Source organism: Aquitalea magnusonii (assembly GCF_003202035.1).
In the GTDB taxonomy this organism is placed as follows: domain Bacteria; phylum Pseudomonadota; class Gammaproteobacteria; order Burkholderiales; family Chromobacteriaceae; genus Aquitalea; species Aquitalea magnusonii.
On record NZ_QJKC01000003.1, the window covers coordinates 187,273 to 212,324 of the forward strand.

The 25,052-nt window shown below is 61.4% G+C and carries 23 protein-coding genes; 11 read left to right on the forward strand and 12 right to left on the reverse strand.

Going from position 1 to position 25,052, the window contains the following annotated elements; genetic code table 11:
• Positions 1 to 2: 2 nt before the first annotated feature.
• The 5 genes from bioC to bioB all read right to left on the reverse strand — a co-directional run bounded on the left by bioC (position 3) and on the right by bioB (position 6,909).
• A complete protein-coding gene (bioC, locus tag DFR38_RS04525) occupies positions 3 to 917 on the reverse strand; it encodes a malonyl-ACP O-methyltransferase BioC (protein WP_110313058.1) in 915 nt (304 codons plus the stop codon).
• On the reverse strand, positions 914 to 1,678 hold the full coding sequence (bioH, locus tag DFR38_RS04530) for a pimeloyl-ACP methyl ester esterase BioH (protein WP_059284586.1): 765 nt from the start codon (positions 1,676 to 1,678) through the stop codon (positions 914 to 916). The genes bioC and bioH overlap by 4 nt, the downstream gene beginning before the upstream one ends.
• A 76-nt stretch (positions 1,679 to 1,754) precedes the next feature.
• Positions 1,755 to 4,598, reverse strand: a complete 2,844-nt coding sequence (locus DFR38_RS04535) for a putative bifunctional diguanylate cyclase/phosphodiesterase (RefSeq protein WP_059284587.1) — start codon at positions 4,596 to 4,598, stop codon at positions 1,755 to 1,757.
• A 64-nt stretch (positions 4,599 to 4,662) separates the two neighbouring features.
• Positions 4,663 to 5,817, reverse strand: a complete 1,155-nt coding sequence (bioF, locus tag DFR38_RS04540) for an 8-amino-7-oxononanoate synthase (RefSeq protein ID WP_059284617.1) — start codon at positions 5,815 to 5,817, stop codon at positions 4,663 to 4,665.
• A 108-nt stretch (positions 5,818 to 5,925) separates the two neighbouring features.
• Complete coding sequence (gene bioB, locus DFR38_RS04545; RefSeq protein ID WP_059284618.1) at positions 5,926 to 6,909, reverse strand: biotin synthase BioB; 984 nt, start codon at positions 6,907 to 6,909, stop codon at positions 5,926 to 5,928.
• Between the two features lie 128 nt (positions 6,910 to 7,037).
• Between bioB and DFR38_RS04550 the strand changes: the two genes are divergently transcribed.
• From DFR38_RS04550 to DFR38_RS04560, 3 genes are all read left to right on the forward strand, one after another.
• Positions 7,038 to 7,748, forward strand: a complete 711-nt coding sequence (locus DFR38_RS04550) for a ComFC family protein (protein WP_059284588.1) — start codon at positions 7,038 to 7,040, stop codon at positions 7,746 to 7,748.
• A gap of 40 nt (positions 7,749 to 7,788) precedes the next feature.
• Positions 7,789 to 8,253: a tRNA (cytidine(34)-2'-O)-methyltransferase gene (locus tag DFR38_RS04555; protein ID WP_059284589.1), complete on the forward strand. Its 465-nt coding sequence runs from the start codon at positions 7,789 to 7,791 to the stop codon at positions 8,251 to 8,253.
• Between the two features lie 276 nt (positions 8,254 to 8,529).
• The gene (locus DFR38_RS04560) at positions 8,530 to 9,327 is read left to right on the forward strand and encodes a septal ring lytic transglycosylase RlpA family protein (RefSeq protein WP_239688503.1); all 798 of its coding nucleotides are present in this window, start codon (positions 8,530 to 8,532) and stop codon (positions 9,325 to 9,327) included.
• 233 nt (positions 9,328 to 9,560) lie between these two features.
• Here DFR38_RS04560 and yihA read toward each other — a convergent pair whose 3' ends face one another.
• On the reverse strand, positions 9,561 to 10,184 hold the full coding sequence (gene yihA, locus DFR38_RS04565; RefSeq protein WP_059284591.1) for a ribosome biogenesis GTP-binding protein YihA/YsxC: 624 nt from the start codon (positions 10,182 to 10,184) through the stop codon (positions 9,561 to 9,563).
• A 90-nt stretch (positions 10,185 to 10,274) separates the two neighbouring features.
• Between yihA and DFR38_RS04570 the strand changes: the two genes are divergently transcribed.
• The 5 genes from DFR38_RS04570 to DFR38_RS04590 all read left to right on the forward strand — a co-directional run bounded on the left by DFR38_RS04570 (position 10,275) and on the right by DFR38_RS04590 (position 16,158).
• Positions 10,275 to 10,886 (forward strand): c-type cytochrome, encoded by a 612-nt coding sequence (locus tag DFR38_RS04570; RefSeq protein ID WP_059284592.1) that lies wholly within the window; start codon positions 10,275 to 10,277, stop codon positions 10,884 to 10,886.
• 73 nt (positions 10,887 to 10,959) lie between these two features.
• Complete coding sequence (locus DFR38_RS04575) at positions 10,960 to 12,984, forward strand: cytochrome c biogenesis protein ResB (protein ID WP_110313100.1); 2,025 nt, start codon at positions 10,960 to 10,962, stop codon at positions 12,982 to 12,984.
• Positions 12,984 to 14,126, forward strand: coding sequence for a c-type cytochrome biogenesis protein CcsB (ccsB, locus tag DFR38_RS04580; protein WP_059285791.1), 1,143 nt, complete (start codon positions 12,984 to 12,986; stop codon positions 14,124 to 14,126). Before DFR38_RS04575 ends, ccsB begins: the two co-directional genes overlap by 1 nt.
• 120 nt (positions 14,127 to 14,246) lie before the next feature.
• Positions 14,247 to 15,833 carry a TerC family protein gene (locus tag DFR38_RS04585; protein ID WP_110313059.1) on the forward strand — a complete coding sequence of 529 codons (1,587 nt, stop codon included), beginning with the start codon at positions 14,247 to 14,249 and terminating at the stop codon, positions 15,831 to 15,833.
• The gene (locus tag DFR38_RS04590; RefSeq protein WP_059285792.1) at positions 15,820 to 16,158 is read left to right on the forward strand and encodes a GIY-YIG nuclease family protein; all 339 of its coding nucleotides are present in this window, start codon (positions 15,820 to 15,822) and stop codon (positions 16,156 to 16,158) included. Before DFR38_RS04585 ends, DFR38_RS04590 begins: the two co-directional genes overlap by 14 nt.
• On the opposite strand, the gene DFR38_RS04595 is transcribed toward DFR38_RS04590, so the two are convergent.
• Positions 16,152 to 16,973 (reverse strand): class I SAM-dependent methyltransferase, encoded by an 822-nt coding sequence (locus tag DFR38_RS04595; RefSeq protein ID WP_059285793.1) that lies wholly within the window; start codon positions 16,971 to 16,973, stop codon positions 16,152 to 16,154. The genes DFR38_RS04590 and DFR38_RS04595 overlap by 7 nt on opposite strands.
• A 124-nt stretch (positions 16,974 to 17,097) precedes the next feature.
• Here DFR38_RS04595 and DFR38_RS04600 point away from each other — a divergent pair, with 124 nt between their 5' ends.
• From DFR38_RS04600 to DFR38_RS04610, 3 genes are all read left to right on the forward strand, one after another.
• Entirely contained in the window at positions 17,098 to 17,748 is a 651-nt protein-coding gene (locus DFR38_RS04600; protein WP_059285805.1) for an MBL fold metallo-hydrolase, read from the forward strand.
• Complete coding sequence (locus DFR38_RS04605) at positions 17,748 to 18,083, forward strand: MGMT family protein (protein ID WP_059285794.1); 336 nt, start codon at positions 17,748 to 17,750, stop codon at positions 18,081 to 18,083. The genes DFR38_RS04600 and DFR38_RS04605 overlap by 1 nt, the downstream gene beginning before the upstream one ends.
• A gap of 178 nt (positions 18,084 to 18,261) precedes the next feature.
• Positions 18,262 to 19,011, forward strand: coding sequence for an outer membrane protein OmpK (locus DFR38_RS04610; protein ID WP_059285795.1), 750 nt, complete (start codon positions 18,262 to 18,264; stop codon positions 19,009 to 19,011).
• 222 nt (positions 19,012 to 19,233) lie between these two features.
• Here DFR38_RS04610 and pgi read toward each other — a convergent pair whose 3' ends face one another.
• The 5 genes from pgi to zwf form a co-directional block, all read right to left on the reverse strand.
• Positions 19,234 to 20,883: a glucose-6-phosphate isomerase gene (pgi, locus tag DFR38_RS04615; RefSeq protein WP_059285796.1), complete on the reverse strand. Its 1,650-nt coding sequence runs from the start codon at positions 20,881 to 20,883 to the stop codon at positions 19,234 to 19,236.
• A gap of 5 nt (positions 20,884 to 20,888) precedes the next feature.
• Entirely contained in the window at positions 20,889 to 21,740 is an 852-nt protein-coding gene (gene hexR / locus DFR38_RS04620) for a transcriptional regulator HexR (RefSeq protein ID WP_103523703.1), read from the reverse strand.
• 3 nt (positions 21,741 to 21,743) lie between these two features.
• Complete coding sequence (locus DFR38_RS04625) at positions 21,744 to 22,721, reverse strand: glucokinase (protein ID WP_059285797.1); 978 nt, start codon at positions 22,719 to 22,721, stop codon at positions 21,744 to 21,746.
• Complete coding sequence (gene pgl, locus DFR38_RS04630; RefSeq protein WP_110313060.1) at positions 22,702 to 23,379, reverse strand: 6-phosphogluconolactonase; 678 nt, start codon at positions 23,377 to 23,379, stop codon at positions 22,702 to 22,704. The genes DFR38_RS04625 and pgl overlap by 20 nt, the downstream gene beginning before the upstream one ends.
• 130 nt (positions 23,380 to 23,509) lie before the next feature.
• Positions 23,510 to 24,988 carry a glucose-6-phosphate dehydrogenase gene (zwf, locus tag DFR38_RS04635; protein ID WP_059287458.1) on the reverse strand — a complete coding sequence of 493 codons (1,479 nt, stop codon included), beginning with the start codon at positions 24,986 to 24,988 and terminating at the stop codon, positions 23,510 to 23,512.
• Positions 24,989 to 25,052: the final 64 nt, after the last annotated feature.

Sequence of the window (25,052 nt, forward strand, 5' to 3'; positions counted from 1 at the left end):
TATCAGACCTTGCCCGGCCAGCTGCCCGGTTTGACGAATTCGATCACCTGCCGGCCATCCGGCAGCGTATTGCCCTTTTTCTTCAGCGTACTTTTCCAGGCATGGCCATAGACCACTTCATAGGTGGCGGGCAGCGTGCCGTCGCGCCGTCGTGTTTCGTAATTGGCCTCGACCCGGCGCCAGGCCTGCTTGCCCATCAGGCCACGGTTGCGGTCGCGGGTGGCATTGTGCGCGCCAATGGCTTTCAGGTCGTGCATCACGTCGCGCACCTTGTCGTAGGTGAGCACGATCTTGTCCATGTCCATCACCGGCTCGGCAAAGCCGACGCGCATCAGCGCATCGCCCAGGTCGTGCATGTCGATGAACTGGTTGACGTGGGTGGCCTGGTCCACGCCACCAAAGGCTTCGCGCAGTTCGAACAGGGTGTCCGGGCCCAGCGTGGAAAACATCAGCATGCCGTCCGGCTTGAGTACGCGCTCGAATTCGCTGAACACGCTGTCCGGAATATTCACCCACTGGATGGTGAGATTGGACCAGATCATGTCCACGCTATTGTCGGCCAGCGGCAGCCTTTCCACATCGGCACACACCTGCCAGGGCTGGCTGCGCTTGAACAGTTTTTTCAGCAGGCCGTCGCCGGCGCGTTGACGCTCGCGCGAGGCGCACAGCATGGCGTGGGCCAGATCCAGCTCCACCACCTGCGCCTCCGGATACTGGGCGCGCAGCTGGGCCGCGCCATAACCGGTGCCGGTGCCGGCATCCAGAATCACTTGTGGCTGATGCTTGATATAGGACAGGCGCTCGGCCATGCGGTCGGACACTTCACGCTGCAACACGGCGGCGGAGTCGTAACTGCTGGCGGCGCGCTCGAAAGAGGCGCGGATACGGGCTTTGTCGGTGTAAAACGCTTCGCTCATGCGGAGGCTTCCAGATGCTGGGCCAGCTTGGCGACAAATTCGTCCTGGTGGGACAAAAATGGCGCGTGCGAAGCCTGGGTGAATTCGTGCAGGGTGGCATCGGCCAGGGCAGACTGCAGCCAGCGGCCGGCACCGATGGGGGTGATGGCATCGCGCACCCCGTAAAACAGTGCCACCGGACAATGAATCTGGCCGGCCAGCGCACGCGCATCGGCCTCCAGCAATAATTCGAGTGCCGGCAGCAGGCCTTGCGGCCGGCCGTGGGAAAACAGCTGCTCACGCACCGCCTTGACGGTATCGCGCGCCGCGGGCGCCCCCATCATCTGCAGGGCGAGGAAGCGCTCCAGCGTTTGCTCGAAGGCCCCTTCCAGGCTGGCCCCCACCGCTTCGATGGCAGCGCGCTGCTGGGCGTGTGGCCAGCTGTCGTCGCGCACGAAGCGCGGGCTGGTGGACACCAGCGCCAGGCTCTTGATCTTGTCGGGATGGCGGGCTGCCCAGTGCTGGGCAATCAGGCCGCCCAGCGACCAGCCGACAACTTGTACCGGAAAGGGGAATTGGGCATCAACCAGGTCGGCCACTGCGTCGGCATCAAAGCGCGCCAAAGGGGCGGATGCACCATGGCCGGGCAGATCGACCAGATGCACGCAATAGTGCGCGGCCAGCACGTCGGCCACACGGTCGAATACGCCGCCATGCAGGCCCCAGCCATGCAGCATTACCACGTCCGGGCCACGGCCGCGGCTTTCAACAAACAGAGTCATGGGCAATCAAATGGGGGAGAAAGGTGGTTTTCGCAAGAGCGCGCAGCGAAAGAAAGCCGCCGCGCGGGCTGCCGGCTCAGGCGGCACGGCGAAACTCCTGCACAAAGCGCGCCAGCCGTTCCCAGTCGATGGCGTCAGCCGGGGCCGGGGCGGCAAAGTAATAACCCTGCAATTTGCCACAGCCCATCTCTTGCAAGCGCGCCAGCTGGGCAGCGGTTTCCACGCCTTCGGCCACCACGTCCAGCCCCAAAGCCTGCGCCAGCGCCAGGATGGCACGCACGATGGCAAACGCTTCTTCCTTGCGGTCGACATCAAACACAAAGCTCTGGTCTATTTTCAGCACATCGAAACGGTAGCGGTGCAGATAGGACAGCGCGGAATAACCGGTGCCGAAATCGTCCAGCGCCAGCTTGACGCCCAGATCATGCAGGGCATGCATCACGGTGGCGGCGATGTCCGGCACGTCGATCAGCGCGCTTTCGGTGATTTCCAGATGCAGGATGGCGGCTGGCAGCTGGTAGCTGTCGATGATGTCGCGCATCCACGCCACCAGTTCCGGGTCGTGGAAATTGGCGGAGGACAGATTGATATGCAGGGCGATGTCCGGCGATACCCGCGCCTCGTCCAGCCACCGCCGCAGCTGGCGGCAGGCGGCATTGATCATGTAGCGGTCGACACGGGTGATCAGCCCGCTTTCCTCGGCCATGGGCAGGAATAGCGCCGGCGAAATCAGGCCGCGCAGCGGATGCTGCCAGCGCACCAGTGATTCGAAACCCACCAGCTCGCCACTGTTGGCATCGATAAAGGGCTGGAAATAGGGCTGCAGCTGGTCGTCGACCTCCAGCGCCCGGCGCAATTCGCTTTCCAGCGCCAACTGGTCGGCCTGATTGATGCGCAACTGGTGGTTGAACACGGTATAACCCTGCCGGCCCTGCTGCTTGGTGCAGTACATGGCATGGTCGGCATCGCGCAGCAGCTCTTCTGCCTTGTGATAATGCTCGCGGTCGGCCAGCACCACGCCGACACTGGCGGTGGAGAAGACTTCACGTCCGGCCAGGATCACCGGCCGCTCGAATTCGCTGACGATGCGCCGGGCGATCAGCTCGCAGCCCTCCAGCGTTTCGGTCCCGAACAGCAGCACCGCGAATTCGTCGCCCCCCAGCCGGGCCAGGAAATCGTAATGACGCAGGCAGGAGCGAATGCGCGCACCGGCCTCGAACAGCAGATGATCGCCCGCCAGATGGCCCAGCGTGTCATTCACCAGCTTGAAGCGGTCCAGATCGATAAAGATCACGCTGAAGCGGGCACCATTGCCCGCCACATAGCCTTCCCAGGCGCGGCGCAGGGTCTTGGCAAAGTAATTGCGGTTGGGCAGCTTGGTCAGGGGATCGTGCAGGCTGTCGAACTCCAGCTGGGCATTGACCGCATCCAGCTCACTGGTACGTTCGCGCACCCGCTGTTCCAGCTCGGCATAGGCGTTTTGCAATTCCTGCATGGCCCGTACCCGCGCCAGTGCCGTGCCGATATTGTTGGCAACGAACTCCAGCACTTCCTGATCGCGATAGCTGTAGATCACTTCTTCCTGATAGCTGTGTACCGACAGCACCCCCAGCAACTCGTGTCCGCAATACAGCGGCACCCCCAGCCAGCTGTACAGCGCCGGCCCGGCGCCATCGGCAGACGGCAGTTGCGGATTGAGTCGATCCAGCAAAAGCGCCCGGCCACTGTGCAGCACCTGCTCGACATGGCCCTTGCCCGGCCGGCGGGGTTTGGCCGCCGCTTGCTGTTCGTCGGAGCAATAGGGAAAACTCAGCAGGTCGTTCTCCATGCTGTACAGCGCCACCTGGCAGTTGCGGGCAGCCACCAGCTCCATCAGCAGCCGGTGCACGCCGGCCAGAAAGGCTTCCAGCGACAGGCTGGTATTGGACAGGTCGGCGATGCGGAACAATACATCCTGAAAGCGCTCGGCCCGCTTGCGTTCGGACACTTCGGAGCGCAAGCGGGCATTCACCCCTTCCAGCTCGCAGGTACGCAGCCAGACCTGGCGCTCCAGCTGGCTGCGGTAGAGCATGCGGTCCAGCGCATAGCCGACATGGCGGGCAACAAACAGAAACAGCGTCTGCTCGGCCGAGGTGCAGGGCGCCTGTTCGGCATAGAACTGCATGACCGCAGCGCCGATGACGCTGTTATTGGCATTGCTCAGCGGCGCCCCCATCCACAGCTCCGGCACCGGACCTTCCAGCACCAGTTGTTCCTGGGCGCAGATTTCCAGCAGCCGGGCACGGGTCAGCACCAGGGGCTTGCCCAGACGCATCAGCCAGGCGGTCAGCGAGCGTTCGCTCTGACTGGCGGAAAACAGTTGTTCGGGGGAAGGTGGGGCCGGGTCCAGCTGATCGGCGTAAAAAGGGTAGTGCAGGCTGCTGGCCTGCTCGTCGTACAGTGCAATATAGAAATTGCGGGCATCCATCAGCCGCATCAGCAAGCGGTGCAGCTTGGGCAGCATGTCATCCAACGCGCTGCATTCACTGGGCAGCTGGCTGATTTCCAGCAGGGTTTCATTCATCACCCGCGCCTGGGACTGCTCGGAGTGCTGACGGGCGCTCAACAGATGCCCGGTCAGCAGCGAGGCAATCGCCGCGGTATTCTCCGGCACCTTGCCACGCCAGACCAGCCAGCCGATCAGCTCGCCCTGCACGGACAAGGGCATGGCTCCGCCATCCGGCCCGGGGAGTCGTCCCGCAGACAGGGCCGCCGCCGGTGTCAAGGTGTCCGCCATCCCCAGCGTGGCCAGCAGCTGCCATGTCGTCCCCACCAGCGCCCAGACGGCTGCGGCAGCAGGTTCGCCCCGCTGGCGCAGCAGGGACAAGGCAGTTTCAGCAGCCTCTTGCTGGGAGGACAGATAATCAGCCGTACTCTTCATGTCATTATCGTAGTATGAGTTAGCCGGAAATTCCGGTCATGCTACGAACAGACGCAGCCATCCCCTATGGCTGCATTGCTTGCACCATACAGTCCAGCAAAGCCTCCAGCTGGTCCTGCGTATGGGCTGCCGACAATGTCAGGCGCAAACGTGCCGTTCCCTCAGGGACGGTGGGCGGCCGTATCGCAGGCACCCAGAATCCACGCTCCTTCAACTGTGCGGCCAGCAACAATGCCTGCTCGTTCCTACCAATGATAATGGGTTGGATCGGGGTGCGGGATGCCATCAGCGGAAAATTTACCTCCGACAAGCCTTCCCTCAGCCGGCTCACGCTCTGCTGCAAGCGGTGCCGACGCCACGGCTCGTCCGCCATCAGCCGCAGACTGGCCAGCACCGCGGCGGCCAGCGCCGGCGGTTGGGCGGTAGTGAAAATATAACTGCGAGCCGTGTTGACCAGCCATGCAATCAACTGGCTGCTCGCCGCGACAAAGGCCCCGGCCACGCCAGCCGCCTTGCCAAGAGTGGCCATATAGATCAGCCGCTCTCCGTGCAAACCCTGTTCCACTGCCGATCCACGGCCATCGCCCAGCACGCCGAATCCATGTGCATCATCAATGTACAGCCACGCATCGTACTTATCGGCAAGATCCTGCAACTTCTTTAGCGGTGCTTCATCGCCGTCCATGCTGTACACCGCATCCACGGCAATCAGCCGGGTACGGGCCGGGGTGCTGGCCAGCAATTGCTCCAGCTGCTGCAGGTCGTTATGGCGGAAACGGCGGAAAGTGGCCCGCGACAGCAGACAGGCATCATTCAGTGAAGCGTGGTTGAGCTTGTCGGCAAACACGGCATCGCCCCGCCCCACCAGGCTGGTGATCACCGCCTGGTTGGCGGCATAGCCGGAGCTGAACAGCAAGGCCGCCTCGCGACCACAAAATGCCGCCAGCGCCTCTTCGGCTTCTTGGTGAATGGCAAAGTGCCCGGCGACCAGGTGCGAGGCGCCTCCCCCGACCCCCCAGCGCAGCATGGCCTCGCGAGCGGCTTCGATCAGCTGCGGGTGGTTGGCCAGTCCCAGATAGTCATTGCTGGCGAAGGCAATGTAGCGTTTGCCCTCGATGATCATCGCGCAGGATTGTGGCGTTTCCACGATATGACGCTGGCGAAAACGGTGCTGCTGCTGCAATTCCAGCAGTGCCGCGGAAAGGTCCTGGGAGCGCATGGGGTTTTCCAGAAAATAATTGCCCTTGGCCGGCGGATTTCGCGAAAAGTATTCCTTATATATACATTTCAAAAATCCGGCCGGACCAGGGCAGAAATGGCCAAGGATTTACAGCGGGGACAGGTCCAGTTTTTCCATCAAGAGACGGTCGGCATCCACCTCGGGATTACCGGTGGTCAGCAGCTTGTCGCCGTAGAAAATCGAGTTGGCACCCGCCAGGAAACACAGTGCCTGCATCGCCTCCGGCATCTCGCGTCGACCGGCCGAAAGCCGCACATAACTTCTGGGCATGGTGATGCGCGCTACCGCGATGGTACGGACAAATTCGGTCCAGTCCAGCGGTTCGGCGCCTTCCAGCGGCGTGCCGCCGACCTTCACCAGATTGTTGATCGGCACCGATTCCGGCTGCGGCTCCATATTGGCCAGCTGGGCGATCAGGCCGGCACGGTCCTGGCGGGTTTCATTCATGCCGACAATGCCGCCACAGCACACCGACAGCCCCGCCCCGCGCACCTTGCCCAGCGTATCCAGGCGGTCCTCGTACTCGCGGGTATGAATGATGTCGCCATATTTGTCCGGTGCGGTGTCCAGATTATGGTTGTAATAGTCCAGACCGGCCTGTTTCAGTTTTTCAGCCTGCCCGTCCTTTAACAGACCAAAGGTGGCACAGGTCTCCATCCCCAGCGCCTTCACCTCGTTCACCATGCGCAAGGTCTGCTCCAGGTCGGCATCCTTGGGGCCACGCCAGGCGGCACCCATGCAGAAGCGGCCGGCGCCATTGGCCTTGGCGGTACGCGCCACGGCAATCACCTCGTCCACCGTCATCATCGGCTGGTTTTCCACCGGCGTGTCGTGATGTACCGATTGCGGACAGTAACCACAGTCTTCCGGGCAGCCACCGGTCTTGATCGAAACCAGGGTCGACAGCTGCACCTTGGTCGGATCAAAAAACTGGCGATGAATCTCGGCAGCACGAAAAACCACCTCCATGAAGGGCAGGCTGAGCAGTGCCTCGATTTCCGCCACCGACCAGGTATTGCTCTGTGGATGCGGCGTCGCCGGACGGGAAAACTGGATGGCTTGAGTGGTCATGAATGCGCTTTCGTCACTGGAAAATTCCAATTGCATTTAATGGCTGATGGCAACTGGACAAATGGATAATTTAAGAAAAAAACCGCGTGCGTGAGAGTGTCTGGTCGCAGTCTTGCAGAGGGGGCATCATGCTGTCAAATATCACCAGACGATTAATTGACAACTGCACAATATTTAATCAATCGTGTTTGTTGTGTAATACACGAAACAGTGAATTCGGGCTGTGCCGGGGCTGCAAAACCAGCCTGCCCCTGCTGCCGGAGCTGCACTGCCCCATTTGTGCAGAACCAGCAGCCACGGGGGATATCTGCGGCTTTTGCCTGCGTTCACCCCCCGCTTTTGACGCCCTACACGTTCCCTATCTGTTTGGCTACCCCCTGAATACAATTATTTATGCCATGAAGTACGGAAAACAGCTGCAACTGACCGGTACACTGGCCGCGCTGATGGCCGAATTTGCCAGAAAAACCGCCATGCGCAGCGATCTGGTACTGGCTGTTCCCTTGTCAAAAGAACGACTTGCAGAACGGGGCTTCAATCAGAGCATTCCACTGGCCCAGGCAATCGCTGTTACAATGGAAAGCCGTTTTTCCTCCACACTGTGTTGGCGAAAACGCAACACTGTGCCGCAAGCCTCTCTCGGACGTGCCGAAAGACGCCAAAACGTTCGCGATGCATTTGGCGTAAAACAACGTATTGACGGGCTTTCCGTCGCGATTGTGGACGATGTCGCCACCAGTGGAATGACCCTGTCCGCCCTGGCTGAAAAGCTCAAAAAACAGGGGGCAAAACGGGTCGATGCGTGGGTGCTCTGCAGGGCATTCTTCCCAAAAACTTGACCAAGATTTTGATTCTTTGGAACAATCCAGCCAGCCAACGATGTTCACCGTTGTTCTTTTTCAGCCGGAAATCCCGCCCAATACGGGCAATGTGATTCGTTTATGTGCCAACACCGGCTGTGAACTGCATCTGGTCAAACCCATGGGTTTTCCCATGGAGGATGCCAAGTTGCGACGAGCGGGCCTCGACTACCACGAATATGCCCGTGTCGTTGTCCATGAAAACTGGGCTGCCTGTCAGCAGGCCCTGCAAGGACGGCGAATGTTCGCTGCAACCACCAAAGGCGCCACGCGCCATGACCAGATCTCTTTCCAATCTGGGGACGTACTGCTGTTCGGTCCCGAATCCCGCGGCTTGCCGCCTGAAGTGCTGGAGGATTTTCCTTCATCACAGAGGATTCGTTTGCCCATGCGCCCCGAATCGAGAAGCCTGAACCTTTCCAATGCCGTTGCAATCACGGTGTTCGAAGCGTGGCGGCAGATCGGATTTGAAGGAGGCAGCTGACAGTTCACAGACCGGCCAACACTAACGGGCCAGCAAGAAACATTGCTGCTGAAGTGAACCAGACTGCAAGCCTGCACCCTGCCGCCATCGCGGCAGCGCCGTGACAACACAGGCCAGGCAGTTTTGCTCTTCCAGGCAGGGACTGCACTCGCCAGCCGAGCGCAAGTCGCCAGTGTTTTTTTGATGTGCCCAACAGCATAAGGGAGGTCTATGCAATCAGTACTCCGATGGCTGTGGCTTGTTTTTGTCAGTCTCGTACTCGTGGCCTGCTCCACCGTGAAGACGGCGAGCGCCACCAGCCAAGCGTCGGCCAAGCCGACCAAGAAGCCCACCGTAGCCAACAATGGCGGTGCCTATTTTCAGAAAGACGGCCCTGCCGACCACATTCCGGTCAATCTGAATCTGGTACCGGATGCCGTACCCCAGGCGGAACCGCTGATCAAGTCAGCCAACCAGCCTTACTCGGCGATGGGAATGAGCTTCCGTCCCGACACCAGCGAGAAACCCTTTCAGGCCAACGGCCGGGCCTCCTGGTATGGCAAGCAGTTTCATGGCAGGAAAACCACCTCGGGTGAGCGCTACGACATGTTTGCCATGACGGCCGCCCATCCGACCCTGCCGATCCCGAGCTATGCCCGGGTGACCAATTTGGCCAATGGCAAGTCGGTCATCGTCCGCATCAACGACCGTGGCCCCTTCCACAAGAATCGTGCGATGGATCTGTCCTACGCTGCCGCCTACAAGCTGGGCTTCGTCAAGCAGGGCAGCGCCAAGGTCAGCATCGAGCGGGTATGGCCGATGGCCGGCGGTGAAGCCGTCGCCAGCAACAGCCCCGACATCAAGGCAGAGGACAATCCCAAGTATCTGCAACTGGGCTCCTTCAACAAGCTGGCCAATGCCGAAGCCCTGTTGAAGAAGATGCTGGATGAAATGGACGACCGTTACGATTCCAAGCTGGGCATCATCAACCAGCAAGGCAATTACAAGGTGCGCCTGGGGCCCTTCCCGTCGGATGCTGCCGTGCGCAGCGCTGCGGAGAGCCTGAAGGTGGAAAACGTGGTGATGAAGAACTGAGGGAATGGTGGCGGCCTGGCATCGCCGCCCGATTGCCCAAACAAAAGCGAAGGGACTCCCTTCGCTTTTTTCATGTCTGGTCGCCGCGCCGGCATGCCGGCCATAAAAAACCCGGCGCACAGGGCGCCGGGGTAAAGGCCTTAATTGTCAGCGTAAGGCTCCCGCTCAGGGAGGCAAGCGGGAGGTGCCGGAGCACCTGCACGGTTAGTGTCGGCCTCCCCGACAAAGTTCCGTCATCCGGCTGCCGGCGGCTCTTCCTGTTCTTTCAGTACAGCATCAAACCAGCTGACCACCACCTGCTCCACCTGCTCGGTACCGGTTTTCTTCAGGCTGGAGAACAGCTGCACGCTCACCGCGGGGTAGTCGGCCAGCTCGCGTCGCACCATGTTCAGGGTCTGCTGCTGGTCACTACGCGACAATTTGTCGGATTTGGACAACAGAATATGCACGGGCCGGCCGGTATCGCGGAAGAAGTTCAGCATCTGCCGGTCCAGCTCCAGCAGTGGCCGGCGCGAATCCATGATCAGGATCAGGCCGATCAGACTGTCGCGGGTTTGCAGATAGCGCCCCAGCAGCTGCACCCAGTGTGCCCGTACGGCTTCCGGCACTTCGGCATAGCCATAACCGGGCAAATCCACCATGAAACGCTCATTGCCCAGGTCAAAGAAGTTGATATGCTGGGTACGGCCCGGTGTCTTGGAGACATACGCCAGCCGGGTGCGGTTGGCCAGCGTATTGATGGCGCTGGACTTGCCGGCATTGGACCGTCCCACGAAAGCAACCTCGGCGCGGGTGGGCGGCAGGTCCTTCAAATGGTTGACGGTGGTATAAAAAGTGGCGTTTTTAAAAATCGACATAGTAGTAAGGTTGATTTCAGTTGGTATAGAATAACAGGTTTGAAATTGCCACTTTTACAGATATTTAAGAATTCCTCACAAGGAGCGATCATGAAACGGATGATGCTGTTGGCTGTAGCTGCGGCAACCCTGGCTGGAAGTGCGTGGGCAGAAGGCATTGCCAAGGGAGACCCGGTAAAGGGCAAGCAGATCGTTGACACGGTATGTGCTGCCTGTCACGGTGCTGATGGCAACAGCGTAGCGTCGGCAAACCCGACCTTGGCCGGCCAGCATGAGGTGTATATCTACAACCAGCTGCAGGCCTTCAAGAAGGGCGAGCGCAAGAATCCGATCATGCTGGGCATGGCCTCGGCCCTGTCTGATGCCGACATGCGCAATGTCGCTTCCTACTTCAGCCAGCAGAAACCCAAGGCGCGTGAAGCCTCCAACAAGGATCTGATGGCGCTGGGTGCCAAGGTATACCGCGTGGGCAACCCGACCACCCACGTACCGGCCTGTATGGCCTGCCACGGCCCCGCCGGCAAGGGCATTCCGGACCAGTTCCCGCGTGTGGGCAGCCAGCATGCCGCTTACGTCGCCAAACAGCTGGCCGACTTCAAGGCAGGTGTCGATCGCAAGAACGTGACCATGTCGGAAGTCGCTTCCCGCATGAGCGATGCTGAAATGAAGGCGGTAGCCGAATACATTTCGGGTCTGCGCTAATCGCAACTTTTGCGAATAGCCTTGTTCAAAAGGGAAGCCTTAACCGGCTTCCCTTTTTGTGTTCGGCACCAAGATGACAAAAAACTCCCGCAACACCACTTTGTACAAGCTGTACGAGCTGTTCAGCTCGATGCGTTTTGCCATTGGTCTGCTGACCATTCTGGCCATTGCCTCGATCATCGGCACCGTGCTCAAGCAGAACGAACCCTACCCCAACTACGCCTTCGAATTCGGCCAGTACTGGTTTGCCGTATTCGAACAGCTGGGCCTGTATGACGTTTACCACTCTGGCTGGTTCCTGACCATCCTGGCCTTCCTGGTGCTGTCCACCACGCTGTGCATCCTGCGCAATGGTCCGGGCTTCATCAAGGACATGAAGGCCTACCGCGAAAAAGCCTCGGACAACTCGCTGGCTGCCATCCGGCACAGCGTGGAGCTGCCGGCGGACAAGGTGGACCCGGATGCCTTGCGCGCCTATCTGCGCGGCCAGGGCTGGCGCTGGCGCGAACACCAGCGCGAGGACGGCAGCCTGGTCCTGGCAGCCAAGAAAGGCGCGGCCAGCAAGCTGGGCTATTTCTTCGCCCACATTGCCCTGGTGGTGATCTGCATTGGCGGCCTGATGGATGGCAACCTGCCGCTCAAGCTGGCCGAGATGGTGGGCAGCGTGGTGCCGGAAACCCGCGACATCCCGCAAAGCCAGATTCCCGCACAAAGCCGGCTGTCCACTGCCAATCTGTCTTTTCGCGGCAATGTCACCATTGCCGAGGGCAAGAGCGGCGACGTGGTGTTCCTGAATGCCGGCAATGGCTATCTGGTGCAGGAGCTGCCCTTTACCGTCAGCCTGAAGAAGTTTTATGTCGACTACTACAGCAATGGCATGCCCAAGCTGTTTGCCAGTGACATCGTGGTCACCGACAAGGCCACCGGCAAGGTGACCGAAGCCCAGGTCAAGGTCAACCATCCGCTGATCGTGGATGGCGTGGCCATTTACCAGGCCAGCTTTGGCGATGGCGGCTCGCCGCTGTCCTTGAAGGCGTGGAATCTGGATGCGCCGCAGATGCAGCCGGTGGACATCAAGGGCATTTCCATGGGCAGCCAGCCGCTGCGCGCCAATGGCAAGGACTACAATCTGGAGTTCGGCGAGCTGCGTGTGTTCAATATCGAGAACATGAGCGGCAAGAGCGATGATGCCGCCGGCAAGAGCCTGTCCCAGCGCATGCAGGATGCGCGCGAGGTGAAGCATGAAAAGCAGCTGAAGAATATCGGCCCGTCGATCAGCTTCAAACTGCGCGACAAACAGGGCCAGGCCGTGGAGTTCCACCACTACATGGCGCCGATCCAGCAGGATGGTGCCAGCTATCTGGTGGCCGGGGTGCGCAGCAAGGTGTCCGACCCCTTCCAGTACCTGCGCCTGCCGCTGGACGACAAGCTGTCGCTGGAGCGTTTCATGCGTTTGCGCAGCGCCTTCATGAATCCGGCACTCTATGATGAGATTGCACAGCGCACCACCGCCAAGGCCATGCAGGGCTCGGCCATCAGCCCGGCCATGCAGCAGCAGTTTGCCGGCAGCGTGAAATGGATACTGGCGCGCTTTGCCCAGGGCGGTTTCGTGGCGCTGGAGCAGTTCCTGGATGAGAAGGTGCCGCAAGACAAGCGTCAGGCCGTGGCGCAGACCTATGTCAAGATCCTGCAAGGTGCCGTGGTGGATGTGATGGATGTGGCCGATGCCAAGGCTGGCCTGCCGCCGGCCAGCGCGGACAGCCAGCACTATCGCTTCCTGCTGGACAGCCTGGTGGGCATCAGCGCCCTGCATGATTACCAGGCCCCGGTGTTGCTGCAGCTGCAGGGCTTTGACCAGGTACAGGCTTCCGGCTTGCAATTGACCCGCTCGCCGGGCAAGAACCTGGTGTATCTTGGCTCGTTGATGCTGGTGATCGGCATCATCCTGATGTTCTATGTACGCGAAGTTCGGCTGTGGCTGCGATGTGGCACGGCCAGCGTGCGGCTGGCCATGAGTTCCAACCGTCACAACCGTGACCTGGACGAGGACTTCCGCCGCCGCAGCGAGGCAATTCAACAGTTGGTACGAGGTAAGTGATGGAACTGGCTCAATCCTTTGTCGAGCAGCCGCTGTACAAGCGGCTGAAGCCCAGCGACTGGCTGTATGCGGTGCTGGTGCTGGTGGCTGCCGGGCAAGCCTGGCGCTTGTACAACCCCTTCATGGATGGCTATGAGCAGGCGATTCTGGCCGGCTCCGCCATCGGGCTGGTGGCACTGGGCTGGTTCTGGAAATCCTGGCGCTGGTTCTTTCCGCTGTCGGCCGGCGTCGCCCTGCTGGGCATCAGCCTCTACCATGGCCAGCTGGCACGGGCGCAAACGGCGTTCTGGCTGAAATTCCTGCTGTCCAGCCAGTCGGCCATCATGTGGATGTGCACGCTGTTCTTCCTGGCCACCCTGGTGTACTGGGCCGGTCTGCTCACCCGCTCGGCCATGCTGTCGCGCATGGGCAGCGGCCTGACCTGGGCTGCGGCGGTGATGGGGGCGGCCGGCCTGTTCGTGCGCTGGTACGAGAGCTATCTGATCGGCAGCGATGTCGGCCATATCCCGGTATCCAACCTGTACGAAGTCTTTATCCTGTTCACCCTGATCACCGCGCTGATGTATCTGTACTACGAAGCGCGCTTTGCCACCCGCCAGGCAGGTGCCTTCGTGCTGCTGGTGATCTCTGCCGCGGTCGGCTTCATCCTGTGGTACAGCTTCGACCGCCAGGCACATGAAATCCAGCCGCTGATCCCGGCCCTGCAATCGTGGTGGATGAAGATTCATGTTCCGGCAAACTTTGTCGGGTATGGTGCTTTCGCCATGTCGGCCATGCTGGGTGTGGCCGAACTGCTGGTGCTCAAGGGTGTGCTGAAAGACCGGCTGCCCAGCGCCGAGGTGCTGGATGAGATGATGTACAAGGCCATTTCCATCGGCTTCCTGTTCTTCACCATCGCCACCATCCTGGGCGCGATGTGGGCTGCCGATGCCTGGGGTGGCTACTGGAGCTGGGACCCGAAGGAAACCTGGGCGCTGATCGTGTGGCTGAACTACGCTGCCTGGCTGCATATCCGGCTGGTGAAGGGCTGGCGCGGCGAACCGCTGGCCTGGTGGGCGGTCATCGGCCTCCTGGTGACCACCTTCGCCTTCCTCGGGGTGAACATGTACCTGACCGGCCTGCATTCTTACGGCGGCCTGTAAACCTCACCCAGCCCCGGCCCGTCACATGGCCGGGGCTTTGCTTTGCCCCCGGCACGGACAAGAAAGCCGGGCTTTGTTATTGTGTGGACTGTTTCTTTTCAAGGATCGCGTTTTTACATCATGGATTTTTCATGGCTGTCTGACCCCTATGCCCTGCTAGGCCTCTTGACCCTGATCGTGCTGGAGGTCGTGCTCGGCGTCGACAACCTGATTTTCGTGGCCATCCTGGCCGAAAAACTCCCCCCACAGCAGCGTGACCGCGCCCGTGTATTGGGCCTGTCGCTGGCGCTGATCATGCGCCTGTTCATGCTGGCCGGCATCAGCTGGCTGGTGAAGCTGACCGAACCGCTGTTCTCCGTCATGGGCCAGAGCTTTGCCGGCCGTGATCTGATCATGCTGGGTGGCGGCCTGTTCCTGCTGTTCAAGGCCACCATGGAGCTGCACGAGCGACTGGAAGGGGTGGAACACAGCGACGGCAACGGCCAGAAAGCCTATGCCGCCTTTGCCACCGTCGTCGTGCAGATCCTGGTGCTGGATGCGGTGTTTTCCATCGACTCAGTGGTCACCGCCATCGGCATGTCGGAGCACCTGGGCATCATGATGCTGGCGGTGGTCATCGCCATGAGCATGATGATCATGGCCAGCAAGCCGCTGACCCGCTTCGTCAACGCCCACCCCACCGTGGTGATGCTATGCCTGGGCTTTTTGCTGATGATCGGCTTCAGCCTGATTGCCGACGGCTTCGGCTTCCATATTCCCAAGGGCTATCTGTACGCCGCCATCGGCTTCTCGGTGCTGATTGAAGTATTCAACCAGGTGGCCAATGTCAATCACCAGCGCTATCTGAACAGCCGCAATACCTTCCGCTCGCGTACTGCCGACACCGTGCTGCGCCTGCTGGGCAATGCGCCCTTGCAACATGGCAACCATCACGAGCAGGAAAAGGAAGAAGGCCCGCGTGAAGACAGGGAAGGCGCGTTTGCCCACAATGAGCGGGCGATGATCCACAGCGTGCTGACCCTGGCCGAGCGGCCGATCCGGGTGATTGCCACCCCGCGCTCGGACATCCACCGCCTGGACATCAGCCAGGATGCCGAACAGCAACGCAAGGTATTGCGCGACAGCCCTTACTCGCGCCTGCTGGTGGTCGGCGCCGGCCGCATCGACGAGCCACTGGGCATCGTCGCCCGCAAGGACTTGCTGGCCCAGCTGCTGGATGGCCAGACGCTGGATGTGATGGCCGCGCTGCGCCAGCCGCTGGTGCTGCCGGAAGGCATGACCGTGCTCAAAGCCCTGGAAGCCTTCCGCCAGCAAGCGGCCGACATGGCATTTGTGGTGAATGAATTCGGCAGCCTGGAAGGCATCGTCACCCAAAAGGACCTGATGGAAGCGATTGCCGGTGACTTCCCGGAAGAACATGAACGCCATGAACAGCCGGCACTGGTGCAAGGCGAAGATGGCAGTCTGGATGTGGAAGGCAGCACCGAACTGGTGACGCTGGAACAATACATCGAGCTGGGCAACTACGAGGAAGAAGATTTCCACACCGTGGCCGGTCTGCTGATGCACCGGCTGGAGCGCATTCCGCGCCAGGGCGACAGCATCCGCGAAGGCGGCTGGGAAATCGTGGTGACCGAGCAGAAGGGCAACCGCACCGAACGGGTGAGCATCCGCCCGCTGCCCAAGCTGGACGATGAGCAAGGCTGAGGCCGACGGCAGCGCGCCGGCGGCAGCCAGCAGCTGGTATCTGTACATGCTGGAATGCCGTGATGGCGCGCTGTACACCGGCATCAGCACCGATGTGACACGGCGCTATGCCGCGCACTGCGCCGGCAAGGGCGCGCGCTATACCCGGCTCAATCCGCCGCAGCGCATCGTGCTGGTGCAGGCCTTTGCCGACAAATCACAGGCGCTGAAGGCCGAACACGCCGTCAAGCGCCTGTCGGCCGCCGCCAAACGCCAGCTGGCGGCCAAAGGGGACCTGGGCGACTGGCTGGCGGCACGCAGCCCCCAGCCAGACAGCACTCAGTAAACAAAGCGTTCGCGCAAATCTTCCAGGTTCAACTCACGCAGGATGGCCTCCTGCCGCTCGCGGGCACTCTGCTTGCCCTTGCCGGTTTTCCTGGCAATGATCAGCTCGTTCTTCATCGAATGCTCCCAGCCCACCAGCTCGGTCACCGTCAGCTGGTAGCCGCGGGCTTCCAGTTGCAGGCAACGCAGCACATTGGTCAGCTGGCTCCCGAATTCGCGGGTGTGGATGGGGTGACGCCACAGTTCGGACAGCGGCGTCTTGCCGAAGGTCTCGTTCTTTTTCTGGCGCAGCACCGCCGCCACCTCGGCCTGGCAGCAGGGCACCAGCACGATGTATTTGGCGTCCTTGGCCAGGGCAAAGCGGATGGCGTCGTCGGTAGCGGTATTGCAGGCATGCAGCGCGGTGATGATGTCCACCTGCGGCGGCAGCGCATCCGAGGTGATGGACTGCTCCACCGTCAGGTTGAGAAAGCCCATGCGGTCAAAGCCCAGCCGGGCCGCCAGCTCCTGGGAACTTTTCACCAGCTCGGGCCGGGTCTCGATGCCGAATACCTCGCCCACCGCCTTGTCCTTGAGAAACAGGTCATACAGGATGAAACCCAGATAGGACTTGCCCGCACCGTGGTCGGCCAGCGTCACGCTGCCCTTGCTGTCCAGCACGTCCTGCAACAGCGGCTCGATGAACTGGTACAGGTGGTAAACCTGCTTGAGCTTGCGGCGGGTATCCTGGTTGATCTTGCCGTCGCGGGTGAGAATGTGCAGTTCTTTCAGCAACTCCAGCGACTGCTGCGGTTTGATTTCGGGGATCAGGCTCATCTTGGCCTCCGGTAAAGCGGGAATGGCGCGATTTTACCAGTTTCACCGCCCCAGCCCCCGACAAGCTTGGCCGCTGGCGCGCACCATGCCACAATTTGCCATCCCCATTGCACCGAGCACCGCCATGTCCCTGCAGTACCATCTGATTCCGGTTACCCCCTTTGCCCAGAACTGCAGCGTGCTGTGGTGCAGTGTGAGCCGCGAGGCCGCCATCGTCGATGCCGGTGGCGATATCAGCCGCATCCGCGCCTGGACCGAGCAACAGGGGCTCACCGTCACCAAGTTGCTGCTGACCCACGGCCATATCGACCATGCCGGCGGTGCCGGCGAACTGGCGGCACAATTGGGTGTGCAGATCGAAGGCCCGGAGCAAAGCGAAAGCTTCTGGCTGGACCAGCTGCCCAATCAGGGCCGCATGTTCGGCTTTCCTTCCAGCCCGGCCCTTACGCCGGAGCGCTGGCTGAACGAGGGCGACAGCGTCAGCATCGGCCAGGAAACCCTGCAGGTGATTCACTGCCCCGGCCATACCCCCGGCCATGTGGTGTTCTACAGCGCGGCAGCCGGCGTACTGGTAGCCGGTGACGTATTGTTCCAGGGCTCCATCGGTCGTACCGACTTCCCCATGGGCAATCACCAGCAGCTGATCGATGCCATCCAGCAAAAGCTGTTTTTGTTGCCGGATGACACGGTGGTGATTCCCGGCCACGGCCCGCTCACCACCATCGGTGAGGAAAAGCGCCACAACCCCTTCGTGGCCGACGCCCGCTTCCGCTGATGTCGCCCGCCTTCGAGCACGCCGTGTTGCAACTGGTCGGGCAGATTCCGCCCGGCCGGGTCAGCAGTTATGGCGTGCTGGCGCAACTGGCCGGCTTCCCGCGCCATGCCCGCCATGTCGGCAAGCTGCTGGGCAGCCTGCCGGACGGCCACGCCCTGCCCTGGCACCGGGTGGTGAACGGTGCGGGCCGCCTGTCCCGCCCCGGCACGGAACAGGCCGACTGGCAGCGCGTGCTGCTGGAGCAGGAGGGCATCGAGTTTGCTGCCAGCGGCAGCATCAGCCTGCTGCGCTACGGCTGGCCGGATAGTGCTTACTTGCCAGCCAATGTCCGCTGATGGCGACATTTGCTGCATATTGTCCAACAGCACTACAGCCCGTTTTCATCATGTTGCTGAAATGTTACGTCGCTTGAGCTGAAACTTTTCAATATGGAGCTTTCTGCGCTACCCTGCGCGCCCCGCATGGCTGCATGCGGGGAAATCCATATAAAAAAAGTTCACTTAGGCGGAAAAAATGAAAGCTCGCAAACTGCTGCTGGCCCTGTCTCTGATCAGCGGCTCCACCCTGGCCCAGGCCGACAACTGGTCTTTTGCCAATGTCAGTGCCAACTATCTCGACTGGTCTTCCCGTACCACCGAGCAAAGCGGCAAGAAAGACTTCGGCTATCTGGAAGCCGAAGGCGGCATGGGTGGCAGCTGGGGTGATGTGTATGGCTTCTTCGACCTGGAAAATCCGGGCAAGAGCGACCACGGCACCAACGGTTACGACCGTCGCTACACCACCAAGGCCATTGGCCGCTTCAACCTGACCCAGGTCGGCAACGTACCGGTACAACTGTACGCACACGTTTACGATACCCGTGGCAACAACTTCTTCAGCCAGAACCGCGTGCTGGGCCTGAGCACCGAGCTGAAGTACGGCAACCTGACCCTCAAGCCTTTCATTGGCGCGCACAACGAGCTGGACTCCTTCGGCATCGGCTCCGGTTACAACGGCTGGATGGCCGGCTACGTGCTGCTGTACCCGTTCAGCGCCTTCGGTCAGTCCTTCCTGGTGACCCAGTGGCATGAAACCGAATTCGCCCGCAAGCAGGAGTTCGTGGCCAACTACAAGCACAACACCGGCGAAAACGGTGCCATCGCCCTGTGGTGGAATGTGAACAAGCGCTTCACCACCGGCGTGCAATACCGCTATGCCGACCAGAAGCTGGGTTCTGGCGAATACCAGAACGCGGTGATCTACAGCGCCAAGTACAATTTCTGATACTCGCTGTCAGTCACATGCAAAACGCCTCCCAAGGGAGGCGCCAGGCTGCTGACCATAGTAATTTGGTGCGATGGCACAGGTCCCGGCAAAGCCGGGCCTTTCGACTAAAAGACTGATTCCGCAGCCTTCCCCTCCATTCCCTATCCCCCCGCCCTTTCCCTGAAAGGGAGCCTCGCTTTCCTCCCGGAAAGCGAGAGAGGGGTTTGATGTAAATCGGGCTTACTTGCTCTTGTTGGCCTGACGGTACAGCTGGATCAGGCGGCGGGTGGAGCTGTCGTGTTCGGCCGATTTCAGCTTGCCGGTCAGCTCGCCGTGAATGGTTTTTGCCAGCTGCTTGCCCAGCTCCACCCCCCACTGGTCAAAGCTGTTGATCCCCCAGATCACGCCTTGCACAAAAATCTTGTGCTCGTACGCCGCAATCAGCGAACCGAGATTGCGCGGATCGAGGAAGCTCATCAGCAGGGTATTGGTGGGGCGGTTGCCGGCAAATACCTTGTGCGGCACCAGGGCTTCCAGCGCCTCGCCCTTCATGCCTTGTGCGGCCAGTTCTTCGCGCACTTCCTCGGCGGTCTTGCCGCGCATGAAGGCCTCGGCCTGGGCAAATACATTGGCCAGCAGGATTTCATGGTGGCCAGGCAGGCTGCCACGGCTTTCCAGCGAGGCGATCAGGTCGATCGGCGAAATATGCGTGCCCTGATGCAGGAGCTGGAAGAAGGCGTGCTGGCCGTTGATGCCGGTTTCCCCCCAGATGATGGGCGCGGTTTCGAAATTGACCGGGCTGCCGTCGGTGCGGGTCTGCTTGCCGTTGGACTCCATGTCCAGTTGCTGGATGAAGGCCGGCAGGCGGTGCAGGTACTGGTCGTACGGTGCAATCACATGGCTGCCGCCGCCAAAGTAGTTGATGTACCAGATGCCTATCATGGCCAGCAGCACCGGCATGTTCTGCTCGAACGGCGCATTGCGGAAATGCTGGTCCATGATGTGGGCGCCATTGAGCAGCTCGGTGAAGTTTTCCTCTCCCAGGTACAGCATGATGGGCAGGCCGATGGCCGACCACAGGCTGTAGCGGCCACCCACCCAGTCCCAGAATTCAAACATGTTGGACGGGTCGATGCCGAAATCCGCCACGGCTTTCTGGTTGGTGGACACCGCGACAAAGTGCTTGGCCACTGCTTTTTCGTCCCGCGCACGCTGCAGGAACCAGTCACGCGCGGTCAGCGCATTGGTGAGGGTTTCCTGGGTGGTGAAGGTTTTCGATTCCACCACGAACAGGGTGGTTTCCGAATGCACCTTTTTCAGGGTTTCCTTGAGCTGGGCACCGTCCACATTGGAGACAAAGTGCATGTTCATGCGCGGGTGACCAAACGGACGCAGCGCGCTGCACACCATCAAGGGGCCGAGGTCCGAGCCGCCAATGCCGATATTGACGATGTCGGTGATGGGCTGGTTGGTATAACCCAGCCACTCGCCGGAGCGCACGGCGTGGGCAAACTTGCCCATGCGCTCCAGTACCGAATTCACCTTGGGCATCACGTCTTCGCCATCAACAAAGATGGGCGAATTGGTGCGGTTGCGCAGGGCAACATGCAATACGGCGCGGTTTTCCGTGGTATTGATCTTCTCGCCCTTGAACATGGACTTGATGCGCTCCGGCAGGCCGGCTTCACGCGCCAGCTGCATCAGGCCCTGCAGGGTTTCGTCGGTAATGCGGTTCTTGGAGTAATCGAGGAACAGGCCACCTACTTCCAGGCCGTAGCGTTCGGCCCGCTCCGGGTCGCTTTCGAACAGCTCGCGCATGTGCAGCTGCTTGGCGTCGGCAAAGTGGTCCCACAGTTTTTGCCAGGCGGGAAGTTGGGTCAGTTCGCTCATGATGATTAATCCTCTTCTGTCCGTTCGGCCAGTCTCTTTGCTTTGAGACTGTGCTTGGTTTTTTCTAGTTGTCCGATCACGCCGGGGCCCCGGCGCAAGGCCACGCCCACGGCCAGCACGTCGATGAGCACCAGGTGGATGATGCGGGAGATCATCGGGCTGTAGGTTTCATTGTCTTCCTGGGTGTCAGCCATCAGCGCGATGGTGGCAGCACGGGCCAGCGGTGAGCCACTGGCCGTTATGGCCACCACGGTGGCGCCAGAGGCGGTGGCCTCTTCCACCGCGTCCAGCAACTCGCGCGAGCGGCCGGAGCTGGAAATGGCCACCAGCACGTCGTCGGCATTCAGTACCGAGGCCGCCATCATCTGGATGTGGGTGTCGGCATAGGCCACGGTGGAAATGCCGAAACGGAAGAATTTGTGCTGGGCATCGGCGGCGGTGATGCCGGAGTTGCCCAGGCCGTAGAACTCCACCCGCCGCGCACGCGAGATGGCCTCGATCGCTGCCTCGATGGCTTGCGGATTGACGTCGTTGCGGCTTTTCAGCAGCGCGGTGACGGTGTTGTCGAATACCTTGGCGACGATTTCCGAGGTCGGGTCTTCCGGGCGGACGCTGGAATGCACATAGGGCACGCCAGTGACCAGGCTGCCGGCCAGTTTCAGCTTGAAATCGGGCAGACCCGAGCAGCCCATGGAACGGCAGAAACGGATCACCGTGGGCTGGCTGACGCCGGCATTGCGGGCAATATCGGCCACCGCAGCCTGCATCATGGTGTAGGGCTGTTCCAGCACCAGCTCGGCCACCTTGCGTTCGGCCGAGGACAGGGCTTCAAGCTGAGACTTGATTCTTTCCAGCATGGGTCAGTGCTCCAGGTGCGCCGCCAGCGCTGCCGACGCGCCGATCAGCGCAGGGTAGCGGCTATCGATGACAAACACCGGAATCGCCGCCAGATAAGCGGAGAAGCGGCCCTTGTCTTCGAAGCGCGGGCGGAATGGCGACGTTTTGAAGTAGTCGATCAAACGTGGAACGATACCACCGCCAAGGTATACCCCGCCACGGGCGCCGAGCGTCAGCGCCAGGTTGGCCGCCGCCGTACCCAGCATGGCGCAGAAGGCATCCAGCGTTTCGCGGCAGCGCGGACAGCTGCCAGCGAGGCCACGGCTGGTGATGTCGGCAGCGGACAAATCTTGCTCGGGCTCGCCGGCCAGTGCCGCCAGCGCGTGGTAGATCAACACCAGACCGGGGCCGGACAGCAGGCGTTCGGCCGACACATGGCCGTGGCGGTCGCGCGCATAGCGCCAGATGGCGGCCTCGCGTTCGTCAAACGGGGCAAAGCTGACATGGCCACCTTCGCCGGCCAGCGGCATATAGCCACCCGGATAGGGCAGCAAGGCGGATACGCCCAGGCCGGTGCCGGGGCCGATCAGCGCCAAGGGGCTGCCACTGATTGCCTCGCCGCCCCCCACCTGCACCAGCTCCTTGCGTGGCAGGTGCGGCAACGCCAGCGCCAGCGCGGTGAAATCGTTGATGACGATGAGCGAAGTCAGCCCCAGCGCCAGCCGGGTGGCTTCAATGGAGAAGGCCCAGTGGTGATTGGTCATCTGCACCCAGTCGCCGGTCACCGGGTTGGCAATGCCGATGGCGGCATGGGCCACCGCACGGGTGCCGACGCGCGCCAGATAGCTGCGCATGGCGGTTTCCAGCGTGGGGAAATCGGCACAGGGCAGTACCTCGACATCCTCCAGCACCGCCGGGGCGGTTTCCAGGGCAAAGCGGGCATTGGTGCCGCCGATGTCGGCCACCAGCCGTGGCCAGGTATTAGGCAGTCCAGTAGACATCGATGGGGCACTCCGTCTGCAGCAGGAAATGGCTGATGGGCAGGCTGTCGTTGACGCCTTGCATCGCCTGATCGAACACCTGGCGCTTGCCCGCGCCCTGGATGGCCAGGATCAGGCTGTCGCACGCCAGCAGGGCAGCCTTGCTCATGCTCACGCGCAGGTGCGGCGCGGTGAGCGGCTGCACGGTCAGCAGCGGCAGGCTGCGGCTCGGGTCCAGTCCGTCGGCCAGGGCCGCGGCAGCAGGAAACAGCGAAGCGGTATGGCCATCTTCGCCCATGCCCAATACGGCGACAGTCGGTTGTTGGTAGGCTGCGTTGGCGGCAGCCAGTTCGGCGGTGGCATCGCGGGCATCGCCCACCAGTGGCAGGAAACGGGCGGCGGCGGCGGCATCCTGTAGCAGATGTTCGCGCACCAGTGCGGCATTGCTGTCGGGGTGGTCGGCAGGGACGAAGCGTTCGTCCACCAGGGTGATCACCACCCGTGACCAGTCCAGCGGCTGGCTACGCAGCGCGTGAAAGAAGGGAACCGGCGATTTGCCGCCGGAGACGGCCAGCACGGCGCGGCCATCGCGCGCCAGTGCATGCTCCAAACGCTGGGCCACCGTGGCGGCCAGCGCAGCGGCACAGTCCGCCGCTGCGGGGAATTCAAACCATTGCATGCATGTCATCCTCACCTTGCACCCGGCCCCTGATCTCCATGACACCGGGTGTTTGCCGCTCTTGCTGGCCGGCTTGTTATGAATGGTCCGGCCCGCGCCGCCGGACTGGCGGCCCGGACGGGCTGGTCGATCAGCTTTCTTCGTGCCAGCTGATGCCGTCGCGGCTCAGCAGCGCGCTGGAAGCCGCCGGGCCCCAGGTGCCGGCGGTGTATTGCTTGGGCGGGGTATTGCTGCTGTTTTGCCAGCATTCCATGATGGGCATCACCCAGCGCCAGGCTTCCACCAGTTCGTCACGGCGCATGAACAGCGCCAGCTTGCCGCGGATCACGTCCAGCAGCAGGCGTTCGTAGGCATCGGCGCGGCGTACCTTGAAGGCCTTGTAGAAGTCCAGGTCCAGAAAGGCCGGCTGCAGGCGCATGGTGTCGCCCGGCTCCTTGGCCAGGAAGTACAGGCGGATGCTTTCTTCCGGCTGCAGCTGGATCACCAGCCGGTTGGCGGTGTGGCTGCCGCTGAGCGGGCCGGAGAACAGCTGGTGCGGCACATCGCGGAAATTGATGACGATTTCGGCCAGCCGGTCCTGCATGCGCTTGCCGGTACGCAGGAAGAAGGGCACGCCGGCCCAGCGCCAGTTGTCGATTTCCGCCTTGATGGCGACAAAGGTTTCGGTCTGGCTGTCGGCGGGAATGCCTTGCTCTTGCAGATAGCCCACCACCGGCTGGCCGGCCACGGCACCGGCCTTGTACTGGCCACGTACCGTCTTGTTGGCCACATCCTGCTCGCTGAACGGGCGCAGGGCCTTGAGCACCTTGAGCTTTTCATCGCGCACGGCATCGGCTTCCATGCTGGCCGGCGGCTCCATGGCGACGATGCACAGCAGTTGCAGCAGGTGGTTCTGCACCATGTCGCGCAGCGCACCGGTGCCATCGTAAAAGTCGCCACGGGTGCCCACGCCCAGGTCCTCGGCAATGGTGATCTGCACGTCGTGAATCCACTCGCGCCGCCACAGCGGTTCAAACAGCGCATTGGCAAAGCGGATGGCCATCAGGTTCTGTACCGACTCCTTGCCCAAGTAGTGGTCGATGCGGTACAGCTGTTCTTCCTTGAAGAAGTGCGCCACGGCGTCGTTGATTTCGTTGGACGAATCCAGATCGATGCCCAGCGGCTTTTCCAGCACCACCCGTACGTTGGGACGGTTCAGACCGACGGCGGCCAGGTTTTCGCAAATGCCGGCGAACAGATTGGGCGCGGTGGCCAGATAACAGACCACCACCCGCTCCGGGTGCTGGCCGACGGCTTCGGCCAATGCCGGATAGTGGGCGGCATTGCCGGCATCCACCTGCAGATAGTCGATACGGCTGCAGAAAGAGGCCCAGGCCGCCGCATCGAAGTGTTCCTTGACGTGCTGGCGCGCGCTCTTTTCCACCAGCGCCAGGTAGTCGTCACGGCTCATCGCCTTGCGGCCCAGTGCCAGCAGGCGGCCTTGCTGGTTGAGCAGGCTGGCGGCATGCGCCTGGTAGAGGGAGGGCAACAGCTTGCGCATGACCAGGTCGCCGGTGCCACCGAACAGCACCATATCGAAGGCAGGGGTAGGCGTGCTACGGTTATCCATAGTGATCTTCCGTCTCGTGCATTTGCAATGTAGTTATATTACCACCCGATTTTGGCATGTCCAT

Excerpts from the sequence above, each read along its gene's own strand:
- ccsB (WP_059285791.1), top strand. The coding sequence starts at position 12,984 with ATGGAACTGGCTCAATCCTTTGTCGAGCAGCCGCTGTACAAGCGGCTG.
- DFR38_RS04585 (WP_110313059.1), top strand. The coding sequence starts at position 14,247 with ATGGATTTTTCATGGCTGTCTGACCCCTATGCCCTGCTAGGCCTCTTG.
- DFR38_RS04610 (WP_059285795.1), top strand. The coding sequence starts at position 18,262 with ATGAAAGCTCGCAAACTGCTGCTGGCCCTGTCTCTGATCAGCGGCTCC.
- DFR38_RS04600 (WP_059285805.1), top strand. The coding sequence starts at position 17,098 with ATGTCCCTGCAGTACCATCTGATTCCGGTTACCCCCTTTGCCCAGAAC.
- DFR38_RS04570 (WP_059284592.1), top strand. The coding sequence starts at position 10,275 with ATGAAACGGATGATGCTGTTGGCTGTAGCTGCGGCAACCCTGGCTGGA.
- hexR (WP_103523703.1), bottom strand. The coding sequence starts at position 21,740 with ATGCTGGAAAGAATCAAGTCTCAGCTTGAAGCCCTGTCCTCGGCCGAA.
- DFR38_RS04595 (WP_059285793.1), bottom strand. The coding sequence starts at position 16,973 with ATGAGCCTGATCCCCGAAATCAAACCGCAGCAGTCGCTGGAGTTGCTG.
- bioB (WP_059284618.1), bottom strand. The coding sequence starts at position 6,909 with ATGACCACTCAAGCCATCCAGTTTTCCCGTCCGGCGACGCCGCATCCA.
- DFR38_RS04555 (WP_059284589.1), top strand. The coding sequence starts at position 7,789 with ATGTTCACCGTTGTTCTTTTTCAGCCGGAAATCCCGCCCAATACGGGC.
- DFR38_RS04550 (WP_059284588.1), top strand. The coding sequence starts at position 7,038 with ATGCTGTCAAATATCACCAGACGATTAATTGACAACTGCACAATATTT.
- DFR38_RS04605 (WP_059285794.1), top strand. The coding sequence starts at position 17,748 with ATGTCGCCCGCCTTCGAGCACGCCGTGTTGCAACTGGTCGGGCAGATT.
- bioF (WP_059284617.1), bottom strand. The coding sequence starts at position 5,817 with ATGCGCTCCCAGGACCTTTCCGCGGCACTGCTGGAATTGCAGCAGCAG.
- DFR38_RS04625 (WP_059285797.1), bottom strand. The coding sequence starts at position 22,721 with ATGTCTACTGGACTGCCTAATACCTGGCCACGGCTGGTGGCCGACATC.
- pgl (WP_110313060.1), bottom strand. The coding sequence starts at position 23,379 with ATGCAATGGTTTGAATTCCCCGCAGCGGCGGACTGTGCCGCTGCGCTG.
- pgi (WP_059285796.1), bottom strand. The coding sequence starts at position 20,883 with ATGAGCGAACTGACCCAACTTCCCGCCTGGCAAAAACTGTGGGACCAC.
- zwf (WP_059287458.1), bottom strand. The coding sequence starts at position 24,988 with ATGGATAACCGTAGCACGCCTACCCCTGCCTTCGATATGGTGCTGTTC.
- bioC (WP_110313058.1), bottom strand. The coding sequence starts at position 917 with ATGAGCGAAGCGTTTTACACCGACAAAGCCCGTATCCGCGCCTCTTTC.
- yihA (WP_059284591.1), bottom strand. The coding sequence starts at position 10,184 with ATGTCGATTTTTAAAAACGCCACTTTTTATACCACCGTCAACCATTTG.
- DFR38_RS04590 (WP_059285792.1), top strand. The coding sequence starts at position 15,820 with ATGAGCAAGGCTGAGGCCGACGGCAGCGCGCCGGCGGCAGCCAGCAGC.
- DFR38_RS04535 (WP_059284587.1), bottom strand. The coding sequence starts at position 4,598 with ATGAAGAGTACGGCTGATTATCTGTCCTCCCAGCAAGAGGCTGCTGAA.
- bioH (WP_059284586.1), bottom strand. The coding sequence starts at position 1,678 with ATGACTCTGTTTGTTGAAAGCCGCGGCCGTGGCCCGGACGTGGTAATG.
- DFR38_RS04575 (WP_110313100.1), top strand. The coding sequence starts at position 10,960 with ATGACAAAAAACTCCCGCAACACCACTTTGTACAAGCTGTACGAGCTG.